This is a genomic window from Spirochaeta thermophila DSM 6578, from assembly GCF_000184345.1.
GTDB classification, from domain to species: domain Bacteria; phylum Spirochaetota; class Spirochaetia; order Winmispirales; family Winmispiraceae; genus Winmispira; species Winmispira thermophila.
Map to the genome: position 1 here is coordinate 1070280 of NC_017583.1, position 11616 is coordinate 1081895.

Below are 11616 nucleotides of genomic sequence, written 5' to 3' on the forward strand. Positions count from 1 at the left end.
ATGATGCGATCCCTGTATGCCGGTGTGTCCGGACTTCAGAACCATCAGATCAGGATGGACGTGATCGGTAACAACATCTCGAACGTGAATACCACGGGATTCAAGAAGGGGAGGGTCAACTTCCACGACATGATCTCCCAGACTCTCTCCGGTGCAGCCCGCCCCACCGAGGAGGTGGGTGGGGTGAACCCCAAACAGGTGGGGCTCGGCATGACCATCGCGAGCATCGACACCATCCACACCCAGGGCTCCCTCCAGACCACCGGCGTGATGACCGATGTGGCCGTCCAGGGTGAGGGCTTCTTCATCCTTCGAAAGGGTGACCGCAGTTTCTACACCAGGGCGGGGGTCTTCGGCCTCGACGAAGAGGGATACTTGGTGAATCCCGCCAACGGGCTGCGCGTGCAGGGATGGAGGGCCGAGACCGTGAACGGACAGACATTCATCAATACCACCGGATCCCTCCAGGACCTCATCATCCCGGTGGGGAGCAAGGACCCCGCGTCCGCCACTACGGAGGTCTTCCTCGCCTGTAACCTCGACAAGCGGCTCCCCGAGATTCCTCCCGGCGCCGGTCCCGAGACGGTGCGTGAAGGCACCTGGGTGGCCACCTACGACATCTATGACAGTTTCGGTAATCCGCATACCCTCAGGATCGAGTTCACCAAGGTGGTGGGTGAACCCAACCGGTGGCGTGCGACGGTCACGGTGGATCCCGATGCAGAGACGCCCACGAACACCCTGGTGGACGTGGGTGAGACCAACAATGCCACCAATACCTTCATCATCCAGTTCGACAATCTTGGGACGATTCAGTCCGTGGAGGACGAGGCGGGAGACGTCCTCGATGCAGGGGCTCTCCAGGTGCAGGTGGGGTTCGATGTGCCCGAGGCCACGATCCCGCCGGGTGAGGCGGCCGTACGGCAGACCTTCAACCTCAATCTCGGTCAGGTGGGGAGCGTGGTGGACGCCGTGACCCAGTTCGCGGAACGCAGCTCCACCAAGGTCTTCCGGCAGAACGGCTACACCATGGGGTATCTGGAAGGGTTCAAGATCGATCAGAATGGGGTCATCACCGGGGTCTACTCCAACGGCAACAACCGTCCGCTGGGTCAGATCGCGCTTGCCACGTTCGTGAACCCGGGCGGTCTCGAGAAGGAGGGTGAGACCATGTTCCGGGTCTCCCTGAACTCCGGGGATCCCAACGTGGGACCGCCGAACTTTGCCGGAAAGGGTAAGCTCATCGCAGGGGCACTCGAGATGAGCAATGTGGACCTCGCCGAGGCCTTCACCGATATGATCGTGACGCAGAGGGGGTTCCAGGCCAATTCCCGAACCATTACCACGTCCGATCAGATGCTCCAGGAGCTGCTGACGCTCAAACGATAGAGGCGTAGAATAGGAGGGGTATGATCAAGGTCACGAAGCTCGATGGCACGGTCTTCTACGTGAATCCTCACCACATCGAATACATCGAGCTCAATCCCGACACCACCCTCATCATGCTCTCGGGCAAGCGTCTGGTGGTCCGTGAGGACTACCAGACGATTTTCGATAGGATCATCGAATATCGAAGGAAGATCGGCCTGTTCTTCAACGAGGAGTGACGAATGGATCTGGGTACGATACTTGGCGTCGTCGTGGGACTCGGACTCGTGGTCTTCGGTATTGTGGTGGCGGGGGTGCCACTCGGTGTGTACATGGACATCGCCTCGGTCCTCATCGTGTTCGGCGGTTCGTTCGGAGCGATGCTCGTGGGAAACCCGCTCGCGCGGATACTGGGGATCATGCAGTACGTGTCACATGCCCTCAACGTCCCCAACTGGCAGGAGGGGAGGGTGATCAACGACCTGGTGGCCTATGCCGAGCGGGCGAGACGGGAGGGACTCCTCGCCCTCGAAGACAACCTCGACGAGATCGAGGATGAGTTCATGCGGAAAGGGCTCCAGCTGGTGGTGGACGGGATCGATCCCGAGATCATAAAAACCGTGCTCTACACCGAGCTCAACGAAATGCAGTCCCGGCACGAGGTGGGGGCCAAGGTCTTCGACGACTGGTCCAAGATCGCGCCCGCCTTCGGGATGATAGGGACCCTCATCGGTCTCATCGCGATGCTCAAGAACCTTGCAGGCGGGGATACCTCTGCGATCGGGCAGGGAATGGCCACCGCCCTCATCACCACGCTCTACGGCTCGCTCTTCGCGAACCTCTTCCTCATCCCTCTCAAGAACAAGCTCATGGACAGGGACCGGGACGAGACCCTGGTGAGGGAGATCATGATAGAGGGGATCCTCTCCATCCAGGCTGGAGACAATCCGAGGGTCCTCCTTGAGAAACTCCTCTCGTTCCTCCCGCCGAAGGAACGAGAGGCGGTCCGCCAGGAGGTGGGGAGGGACTAAGGTGGCGAAGGAGATGCAGAAAAAGAAGAAGTGTGACGAGGGGGCTCCCGACTACATGCTCACCTACGGTGACATGGTGACCCTTCTCCTCACCTTCTTCGTCATGATGTTCACCACTGCGACGATCGACGGGTATCAGCTCAGACTCATCCTCTCCGCGTTCCCCGGGCTCGGGAGCCGGGAGGGAGGGAACACCCTCTCGGTGGGCCGTCTTGCCGAGCTCGGCAACACCGTGATGAGCCTTCCCTCCATGGAACGTGGGCGGGCCCTTGACCAGGCGAGGAAGAAGGCCATCTCGGCCTTCCAGCCCGAGATACGGGCCAAGACCGTGCGGGTGAAGCAGGATGAGCGGGGGCTTGTGATCACCCTGGCGGCCGACGCCTTCTTCAGGAGTGCGAGTGCCGAGCTCAACATAGAGGCCGCCCGGGAGACCCTCATAAAACTCTCCAATCTCCTCACCTCCCCGGAGCTGGAGGGGAGGAAGATCCGCATAGAGGGCCACACGGACGATGTGCCCACCGATCCCGCGGGGCCGTGGCCCAGCAACTGGGAACTCTCCTCGGCGAGAGCCATCAACGTACTCCACTTTCTCTCCGACTACGGGGTGGACGAGAATCACTTCCAGGTGATGGGGCTCGCCGACACCGTACCCCTCGCAGACAACTCCACTCCCGAGGGGAGGGCCTACAACCGGAGGATCGACATAGTCATACTCTCGGAGGGACATCTGTAGAAAACCTTTTCAATTCTCTGATTTTCTGGTAGAATTTGAAGATAGGAGGGGAAGGTGAGCGACATCTTCGACGATGAAACGCAGGAACCCGGAGCCGTAGAGGCGGAATCGAAACAGGTGGGGTTCCTTCCCAGTATCGTGATCCAGATCCTCAAGTACGTGGCACTCGGGCTGCTCGCCACGGTCTTCGTGGTCACGGTGGTCATCATCACCTTGCGGGTCCTGAACGTCTCGAGCCAGTCGCAGAATCCTCCCGAGATTTCGCCCGAGTACCAGGCCGCCCCTCCCGTGCTCGCGTGGTACGAGATAGGAGAGATACGGGCTCGGACTTCGGACGAGGCCCAGTACACCCTGCTCGCGGTCGTCTACCTGGGCTACAAGGTGAACGACAAGGCCCTTCAGACCGAACTCAACGAGCGGAGACCTTATCTGCGTGACCTCATCCGGAGGTTTTTCTCCTCCAAGCGGGCTGAGGAACTGCGCCCCCAGTACGAGGAGATGATAAAGGAAGAGCTCAAGGCCAAGATAAACGATGTCCTCACGAGTGGTATGGTGCAGGATATTGTATTCGATACCTTTACTCTGGTAGAATTCTAGAAGGGATGACGGGAGGAGGGGAACGTACATGACCGAGGTCCTTTCGCAGGAAGAAATAGATCAGCTTCTCTCGGCGATCTCTGCTGGGGAGATAGAAACGGAGGAAGTCCAGCGGATTCCCGAGCAGAGAAAGATAAAGATCTATGACTTCAAGCGGCCCGACAAGTTCTCGAAGGAGCAGATTCGTACCATCTCGATCATGCACGAGACCTTCGCCCGTCTCACGACCACCTCTCTGAGCGCCCAGTTGCGAAGCCTCGTCCAGGTCCACGTGGCCTCGGTCGATCAGCTCACCTATGAGGAGTTCATACGTTCCATCCCCAATCCCACCACGATAGGCATCATCAACATGGATCCCCTCAAGGGTTCCGCGATCCTCGAGATAGACCCCACCATCACCTATTCCATCATAGACAGGCTTTTCGGGGGACCGGGGGACGGCTCGGTGGTCCCCCGGGATCGGGACCTTTCCGACATAGAGACCACGGTGATGGAGGGGATCATGGTCCGCATCCTGGGGAACATGCGGGAGGCCTGGAGTCAGGTGATAGATCTGAGACCCAGACTCGGCCAGATCGATACCAACCCCCAGTTTGCCCAGATCGTTCCCCCCACGGAGATGGTGGTCCTGGTCACCCTCGAGACGAAGGTGGGGGACGTGGAGGGGATGATGAACTTCTGCATCCCCTACCTCACGATCGAGCCCATCATCTCCAAACTCTCGGCACAGTACTGGTATTCCTCGGTGAGAAAGGGCGGCACCACCGAGAACCTCGCGATCCTCAAGGAACGTATCTCCAGCGTCGAGGTGAACCTCGTGGTGGAGGTGGGTTCCATGAACCTGAAGATGCGGGACATCCTCAGCATTCAGAAGGGGGATGTCATCATGCTTCCCACGAGGGTGAAGGAGCCGCTCGTCCTCAAGATTGAGAACCGTCCCAAGTTCTACTGCAGGCCGGGGCGTGTCGGGAAAAAACTTGCAGTCCAGCTCGTGGAGAAGATCGAAGAGTCCCAGGAAGTCGAGGAGCTGACTGCGGAAGGAGAGGAACTATGAGTGATGGTTCCCTTACACAGGAAGAGATCGATGCCCTTCTCCAGGGAAGCGTGAACTTCTCGACGCCCGAGGGGGGGCCTGCCCCTTCGTTGTCCCCCGAGGAACTCCGGAAGTTCAGGGCGCTCCTGCAGAACACCGTGGCCTCGCAGGCGGCCAATCTCTCCATGCTCACGGGGAAACAGGTGGAGGTCCAGCCTCCGGAGGTGAAGGCGGTCCAGGCGGAGACCTTCATACGAGGGCTCCCGGAGCAGGTGGTGAAGGTGGACATACCGTTCACCGAGGGTACGAGAGCTGCTCACGGGTATGTGCTCGACAGGGAGGTGTCCACCCTCATCGCCGGCCTGCTCATGGGACAGGAGAACGTGGAGCTCACCGAGGCCGCCGTCTCCGCCCTTCAGGAGGGGCTTTCCCAGATGAACGGGCCAGTGGTCACCTCGCTGGGTGACGTGTCGGGGATGACCATCCTGACCGCCCCTGCGCAGGGAGCCGAATTTTCCAGGGATCAGTTGAATCTCGACGTCCCGGAGGTCGTAACGGCGGAGTATCCGGTGGTCATCGACGGGGTTGGGCACAAGGTGATCGAATTCTTCGACGTCCCATTCGTGCGATCTCTGGTGAATCCCTCTCGACCTTCTCCCTCTCAACCTGCAAACCAGGCTTCTACTTCTGCACAGGGGGCTACCATGGCGCAGTCACAGGGACAACCAACGGTCTGGGGGCCGGGAGCTCCTCAGGTCCAGCAGGTGCAGTTTCCCTCGTTTCCGGAGGGGGCCCTTGGTCCCGAACAGCAGGCGAACATCTCGCTCCTCATGGATGTATACATGGAGCTCACGGTGGAGCTCGGGAGGACCAAGAAGATGGTGAAGGAAATCCTCGCCATGGGCGAGGGGACGATCATCGAGCTCGACAAACTGGCCGGTGAGCCGGTTGACATACTCGTGAATCACAAGCTCATTGCACGTGGTGAAGTGGTGGTCATAGACGAGAACTTCGGTGTGCGGGTCACGGAGATCATATCACCGCTGGAGCGTCTCAATGAGCTGACGTAGCGACTACTTCATACTGGGAGGGGAACAGAACAGATGAAGTCTCATCCGATCCATGTGAAGCGACTGATAGGTGGTATAGTAGCAACGCTGATCTTCACTACGACCTTTCTCCCTGCACAGGAGACGACCACTCCTCCCCCGGCCCCCCAGGAGGTTTCCGAATCGGAACTCGTCTTTCCCTCTGAGGCGCCCGAGGTGGGAGAGACCGGGGGTGGCGCACCTTCTCCTCAACCTGTGGTGGGCTTCACCCTCTGGGATGGCGTCCGGATGCTCCTTCTGCTCGGGGTGGTGCTCGCAGCCATATACGCGGTGTTCTACTTCCTTCGGAAGATGAGTGTCGCCCGCGGGAGCGGGGAGGATCTCATCAGAGTGGTGGACACCAGGGTCCTCCAGGGGACCCGTGCGGTTCATGTGATCGGGGTGGGGAACAGCTATTTCCTCGTGGGGTCGAGTGAGAACGGTGTGACGCTCATCGCCCGAATCGAGGAGAAGGAGACCCTCGACCGGATAGAGCTCATCGCCTCCAGGCAGGAGACGGGGCGAGGAGGGCGTTTCTCCGATTTCCTCGACCGTCTCTTCCCGCCGAAGCATCCTGCATCTTCGGAGGAGGGGCCGGCTCCCCGGGCGATGACCTTTCTCGAGAAACAGAGAGAGAGGTTGAAACGGCTGTGAAACGGATAGGGTTCCTCGTCGTGTTCATGCTCGTCCTTCCGGGTCCGCTCGGGCTCGTGGCGCAATTGGGTCCTGAAGAGGACCAAGCACTCAATATCCCCTTCGTCGATCTCACCATCCGCGAGCCTCAGAGCGATCAGGAGGTGGCGCTCTCCATCCAGCTCCTCCTCCTGCTTACGATACTCACCCTTGCCCCGTCCATCCTCGTCCTTACCACCTCGTTCTTGAGGATCGCCCTGGTGTTGGACTTCATCCGAAGGGCCCTCGGTCTGCAGCAGGTGCCGCCCACACAGGTGCTCATGGGGATCTCCCTCTTTCTCACACTGTTCGTGATGTGGCCCACGTTCCAGGAGGTGTACGACGATTCCTTCGTCCCTCTCTCGAGGGGAGAGATAGATGTAGAGGAGGCCTACGGCAGGGCGGTCGGCCCTTTGAGGATTTTCATGTACCGGCAGATGCAGAACAACGTGGAGCCCATACGACTCTTCATGCGGATGAGCGGTCTTCCCAGGCCCGATACCCTGGCGGATGTGCCCACCCACATCCTCATCCCTGCCTTCATCCTCCATGAGCTGACCGTGGCCTTCAAGATAGGGATCATACTCTATATCCCCTTTATCATCATCGACATGGTGGTCGCTTCGACCCTCATGTCGATGGGGATGATCATGCTCCCGCCGGTGATGATCTCCTTCCCGTTCAAGCTGCTCCTCTTCGTACTCGTGGACGGGTGGACGCTCATCACACAGCAGTTGCTCGGAAGTTTCGTCTGAGGAGGTGAGAGATGGGACTGGGAGAGGCGATCTATTTGCTCAGGAGCGGGATCTACGAACTCATCGTGATAGCGGCGCCCCTCCTCCTGGTGGGTATGCTGGTGGGCCTCATCGTGTCGATCTTCCAGGCCACCACCTCCATCCAGGAGCAGACCCTCACCTTCGTCCCCAAGATCCTCGCCATACTCCTGGTGCTCCTCCTGCTCGGCCCGTGGATGCTCTCTTCTCTCTCCCAGTTCACGGTCCATCTCTTCCAGATGATCCCGGAGATGGGAGGATAGAGGAGGTGACGGGTGTTCACTGATCTTGTCGTCCGTGCCGAGGTCTTTCTCCTGGTGTTCGCACGGGTGTTCACTCTTCTTGCGATCAGTCCTCTTTTCTCCTCCTCGGGTATTCCCGGTATTGCCCGGGTGGGACTCGCCTTTTTTACGAGTGCTGCGGTCTTCCCCTGGGCCTCGTCTCTCTACACCATACCGGAGACCGGTTTGGGATATGCGTTTCTCCTTCTGGGTGAGGTGCTCGTGGGACTCATCACCGGCTTTTTCGTACTGCTCTACTTTTCGCTCTTCCAGATCGCGGGTGAATTCTTCGGTTTCCAGATGGGCTTCAACGCCGCCTCGGTCTACGACCCTCTCTCCCAGGAGGAGCTCCCCCTCATGGGGCAGGTCATGAGCAACGTGGCGGTGCTCGTGTTCCTCGTGACCGGCGGGTTCCTCAAGTTCTTCCTCTCGGGAGTCTACTATTCGATCAAGGCCTTCCGATCCGCGGACATCCTCGTCTACAGGGAGGATCTTTTCGATGTCTTCCTTCATGGGCTTGCGGGTATCTTCCAGTACGCATTCGTCCTTGCCCTTCCGCTCATCTCGGTGCTCCTTCTCGTCTCCGTGAGCATGGGCCTGCTCGGAAAGGCCGCCCCCCAGATGAATCTCCTGCTCATGGGATTTCCCATCTCCATCGGGGTGGGGTTCATCCTCCTCCTGGTGGTCCTGCCTTTCGTGGCGGAGATGATGAGCAGGATATTCGACTACATGTTCTATGCCCTGGTGGAACTTTTCTCGCCGGGAGGTGGTTCATGATGAGGCAGACCGCCCTCGAGGCGATGTGGCAAGAGGATGCCGCTTCCATCTCCCGTTTCGTACACGTGCACCTCCAATGGTTCGCGGCGGAGGACGAGGGGCGAACCGAGGAACCCACCGAGCACAAGATCCGCAAGGCACGCGAAGAGGGGAAGGTGGCCAAGACACCCGAGCTCCCCTCCACCTTGGTGATGCTCTTCACCCTCATCACACTGGCCCTCCTCTCTTCCTACCTGTTCTCCACTATGGTCTCGATGTTCCAGACCTTCTTCTCGAGCATCTCTTCTCCGGAGCCCACCCATACCGGCAGGTTCTTCGTCCTGTTCCTCCAGTTTTTCCTCAAACTCACGCTTCCCTTCTTCGTGGTCGCCCTGTTTGCCGGAGTGGCGGGAAACGTGCTCCAGGTCGGATTCCTCTTCACGGTGAAACCCATCACCCCCGATCTCCAGCGCATCGTTCCCAACTTCTCCCGGTTCGCCAAGAGAGTGCTCTTCTCGACGGAAGCCCTCTTCAACCTGGGTAAGACGATCCTCAAGGTGGCCGCGATAGGGTTCCTCGCCTATCTCAATATCCGGATGGAGCTTCCACGGCTCGTGAACCTCCTCCGTGTTCCGCTCCTCCAGGGGATCAGGTTCCTGGGTGCGCTCGTGTTCCGGATCCTCTTCGAGGCCACGGTGGTCTTCCTCGCCATCTCGATCGTGGACTACCTCTTCCAGAGACGGCAACACCTCGAGTCCCTCAAGATGTCCCGGGAGGAATTGAAGGAGGAACGGAAGATGTACGAAGGGGATCCCCTCGTGAAGAGCCGTCTCCGACAGAGGATGAGGGAGATCCTCACCAGGAACATGATCCGCCGGGTGCCGGAGGCCGATGTGGTCATCACCAACCCCACCCACTACGCCGTGGCGCTCGAGTACGAACGGGCGAGGATGGAGGCGCCCACGGTGGTGGCCAAAGGAGCGGACGAACTCGCCCTCCGGATGCGGGCCATCGCGAGGGAACACGGAGTCCCTCTGGTCGAGAACAGACCCCTCGCGCGGGCCCTCTACCAGGACGTGGAGGTGGGTGATACCATCCCGGAACAGTACTACGCCGTGGTGGCGACCATTCTCGCGAAGGTGTACGCCGTGGATGCCCGCCGGCGGGAGAAGGTGATGTAAAGGGAGGCTGCTATGGCCGATGTCCAGCAGATGCTCAGAAACGTGTTCATCACCCAACGATCCGATGTGCTCGTAGCCATCGGGGTCATCGTGGTGGTGATGATGCTCGTCATTCCCATGCCCGCCGTCCTCCTCGACACCCTGATGGCCCTCAACCTGGTCATAAGCCTCCTCACCATCCTCATCGTCCTCTCCGTGAGGCGAGCCCTCGAGTTCTCGGTGTTTCCCACCCTCCTCCTCGTGTTGACCGTGTTCGGACTGGCCCTCAACGTCTCTTCCACCAGGCTCATACTCACCCAGGGGAGCGGGTTCCAGGGACGGCTCATCCGGGCGTTCAGCACCTTCGTGGTCGGATCCGCGGGGGCCGAAGGTCTCGTGGTGGGGTTCATCATCTTCATCATCATCATCGCCGTACAGTTCATCGTCATCACCAAGGGGGCCACGCGGGTGGCGGAAGTGGCGGCCAGGTTCACCCTCGACGCCCTCCCCGGGAAGCAGATGGCCATAGAGGCCGAGTACAACTCGGGGGCGATCACGGAGGAGGAGGCGGCCCGGAAGAAGGCGGAGCTCCAGAGGGAGGCCGACTTCTACGGGGCCATGGACGGTGCCTCCAAGTTTGTGTCCGGGAACGTGAAGGTGGGACTCCTCATCACCTTCATCAACGTCCTCGGAGGGATGATCGTGGGGATGGCCATTCACGGGGAACCGCTCGACGTGGCCCTCCGCACCTACATCTCGCTCACGATAGGTGACGGCCTGGTCTCCCAGTTTCCGGCCCTCCTGGTCTCAACCGCCACGGGCCTCATCGTGACCCGGGCCATCTCCGATGGGACCTTCGGCCAGGATGTCTCCTCCCAGTTCTCCCAGGAGGGGAGGATCTACTGGATGGCCGCGGGATTCCTCGTCTTCCTCTCGCTCCTGCCCGGTTTCCCCTGGTACGTGCTCGTCCCCATGGCGGGCCTGCTCGCCTTCGTGGGCTTCAGGCTCGCACAACGCCCTGTGAGGGAGGCCGAAGCGGCCGCTGCCGAGGCGGCGGCCGCCCGTCCCGTCCCTCAGCAGCCCGAGATATCCCCGGTGGTGCCCCTCGACCCCATCGCCCTTGAGATAGGCTACGCCCTCATTCCCCTGGTGGACCGTGAGCAGGGGGCGGAGCTCCTGGAGCGTATCACCCGCATCAGAAAGGAGACGGCCCTCGAGTTGGGGATCGTGATCCCGAGGATACGCATCGTCGACAACATGCGGCTCGAACCTTCCGAGTACTGCGTGAAGATCAAAGGGGTGGAAGTAGGCCGGGGAAGGATCAAGATGGGGGCCTACCTGTGTATCAATCCCGGGGGAGTGACCGAGGAGATTCCCGGAGAGGAGACCCGGGATCCCGCCTTCGGGCTTCCGGCCAGGTGGATAAAGGAAGAGGACCGCGACAGGGCCGAACGGGCTGGTTACACGGTGGTGGATCCTCCCTCCATCATCGCCACGCACCTCACCGAGATCATCAAACAGCACGCGGCCGAGCTCCTCGGACGCCAGGAGGTCCAGTCGATGCTCAACGCCCTCAGGGAGGACTACCCCGCGGTGGTGGATGACGTCCAGGAGGTGCTCACTCTCGGTGAGATCCAGAAGGTGCTCCAGGGCCTCCTCAGAGAGCAGGTCTCCATCCGGAACCTCGTGAGCATTCTGGAGACGATCGCCGACTACGCCCGCATGACGAAGGATGTCACCTTCCTCATAGAGAAGGCCCGACAGGCGATTGCCAGACAGATCTGCGCACAATATACTGACGAGCACCGTGTGTTGCGGGTCCTCACCCTGGATCCCGCGCTCGAACAGATGATCATCGATGCAAGGGTGGAGACCGCAGGGGGGATCGTGGCCGCCCTCGAACCCGGGGTCTATCGAAAGTGGATCAATGCGGTCATGAACGCAGTGCGGCAGGTCCAGGAGCAGGGATACCTTCCCATCGTCCTCTGTCAGGAGGCCGCGAGGCCCCTGGTGAAGCAGAGCACCCTCCGGGACGTCCCCGATCTGGTGGTGCTCTCGGTCCCGGAGATCCCTTCGGAGGTGAGGGTGGAGGCACTGGGTGAGATCAGGATCGATTGAGGAGGC

The 11616-nt window shown here is 60.2% G+C and carries 13 protein-coding genes; all 13 read left to right on the forward strand.

What is annotated here, in order from left to right; all coding sequences use genetic code 11:
* From flgE to flhA, 13 genes are read left to right on the forward strand one after another with little or no spacing between them, the layout of a single operon-like run.
* Complete coding sequence (gene flgE / locus SPITH_RS04800) at nt 1-1389, forward strand: flagellar hook protein FlgE (protein ID WP_014624586.1); 1389 nt, start codon at nt 1-3, stop codon at nt 1387-1389.
* A 20-nt stretch (nt 1390-1409) separates the two neighbouring features.
* Nucleotides 1410-1607 (forward strand): flagellar FlbD family protein, encoded by a 198-nt coding sequence (locus SPITH_RS04805; RefSeq protein ID WP_013313707.1) that lies wholly within the window; start codon nt 1410-1412, stop codon nt 1605-1607.
* Nucleotides 1608-1610: 3 nt separating this feature from the next.
* Nucleotides 1611-2399, forward strand: coding sequence for a motility protein A (locus SPITH_RS04810; protein ID WP_014624587.1), 789 nt, complete (start codon nt 1611-1613; stop codon nt 2397-2399).
* Nucleotides 2400-2412: 13 nt separating this feature from the next.
* Nucleotides 2413-3132: a flagellar motor protein MotB gene (gene motB / locus SPITH_RS04815; protein ID WP_014624588.1), complete on the forward strand. Its 720-nt coding sequence runs from the start codon at nt 2413-2415 to the stop codon at nt 3130-3132.
* Between the two features lie 54 nt (nt 3133-3186).
* On the forward strand, nt 3187-3729 hold the full coding sequence (locus SPITH_RS04820) for a flagellar basal body-associated FliL family protein (RefSeq protein ID WP_013313710.1): 543 nt from the start codon (nt 3187-3189) through the stop codon (nt 3727-3729).
* 28 nt (nt 3730-3757) lie between these two features.
* Nucleotides 3758-4783: a flagellar motor switch protein FliM gene (gene fliM, locus SPITH_RS04825; RefSeq protein WP_013313711.1), complete on the forward strand. Its 1026-nt coding sequence runs from the start codon at nt 3758-3760 to the stop codon at nt 4781-4783.
* Entirely contained in the window at nt 4780-5832 is a 1053-nt protein-coding gene (gene fliN / locus SPITH_RS04830; RefSeq protein WP_013313712.1) for a flagellar motor switch protein FliN, read from the forward strand. The genes fliM and fliN overlap by 4 nt, the downstream gene beginning before the upstream one ends.
* 33 nt (nt 5833-5865) lie before the next feature.
* Complete coding sequence (locus SPITH_RS04835; protein WP_014624589.1) at nt 5866-6504, forward strand: flagellar biosynthetic protein FliO; 639 nt, start codon at nt 5866-5868, stop codon at nt 6502-6504.
* Entirely contained in the window at nt 6501-7277 is a 777-nt protein-coding gene (gene fliP, locus SPITH_RS04840; protein ID WP_014624590.1) for a flagellar type III secretion system pore protein FliP, read from the forward strand. The genes SPITH_RS04835 and fliP overlap by 4 nt, the downstream gene beginning before the upstream one ends.
* Nucleotides 7278-7288: 11 nt before the next feature.
* On the forward strand, nt 7289-7558 hold the full coding sequence (gene fliQ / locus SPITH_RS04845) for a flagellar biosynthesis protein FliQ (RefSeq protein WP_013313715.1): 270 nt from the start codon (nt 7289-7291) through the stop codon (nt 7556-7558).
* 12 nt (nt 7559-7570) lie between these two features.
* On the forward strand, nt 7571-8353 hold the full coding sequence (fliR, locus tag SPITH_RS04850) for a flagellar biosynthetic protein FliR (RefSeq protein ID WP_014624591.1): 783 nt from the start codon (nt 7571-7573) through the stop codon (nt 8351-8353).
* A complete protein-coding gene (gene flhB / locus SPITH_RS04855) occupies nt 8350-9513 on the forward strand; it encodes a flagellar biosynthesis protein FlhB (RefSeq protein ID WP_014624592.1) in 1164 nt (387 codons plus the stop codon). The genes fliR and flhB overlap by 4 nt, the downstream gene beginning before the upstream one ends.
* Before the next feature lie 12 nt (nt 9514-9525).
* A complete protein-coding gene (gene flhA, locus SPITH_RS04860) occupies nt 9526-11610 on the forward strand; it encodes a flagellar biosynthesis protein FlhA (protein WP_014624593.1) in 2085 nt (694 codons plus the stop codon).
* Nucleotides 11611-11616: the final 6 nt, after the last annotated feature.

Coding starts and splice junctions, on each gene's coding strand:
- SPITH_RS04835 (WP_014624589.1), top strand. CDS start 5,866: ATGAAGTCTCATCCGATCCATGTGAAGCGACTGATAGGTGGTATAGTA.
- fliQ (WP_013313715.1), top strand. CDS start 7,289: ATGGGACTGGGAGAGGCGATCTATTTGCTCAGGAGCGGGATCTACGAA.
- flhB (WP_014624592.1), top strand. CDS start 8,350: ATGATGAGGCAGACCGCCCTCGAGGCGATGTGGCAAGAGGATGCCGCT.
- SPITH_RS04805 (WP_013313707.1), top strand. CDS start 1,410: ATGATCAAGGTCACGAAGCTCGATGGCACGGTCTTCTACGTGAATCCT.
- flgE (WP_014624586.1), top strand. CDS start 1: ATGATGCGATCCCTGTATGCCGGTGTGTCCGGACTTCAGAACCATCAG.
- flhA (WP_014624593.1), top strand. CDS start 9,526: ATGGCCGATGTCCAGCAGATGCTCAGAAACGTGTTCATCACCCAACGA.
- fliN (WP_013313712.1), top strand. CDS start 4,780: ATGAGTGATGGTTCCCTTACACAGGAAGAGATCGATGCCCTTCTCCAG.
- SPITH_RS04810 (WP_014624587.1), top strand. CDS start 1,611: ATGGATCTGGGTACGATACTTGGCGTCGTCGTGGGACTCGGACTCGTG.
- motB (WP_014624588.1), top strand. CDS start 2,413: ATGCAGAAAAAGAAGAAGTGTGACGAGGGGGCTCCCGACTACATGCTC.
- fliM (WP_013313711.1), top strand. CDS start 3,758: ATGACCGAGGTCCTTTCGCAGGAAGAAATAGATCAGCTTCTCTCGGCG.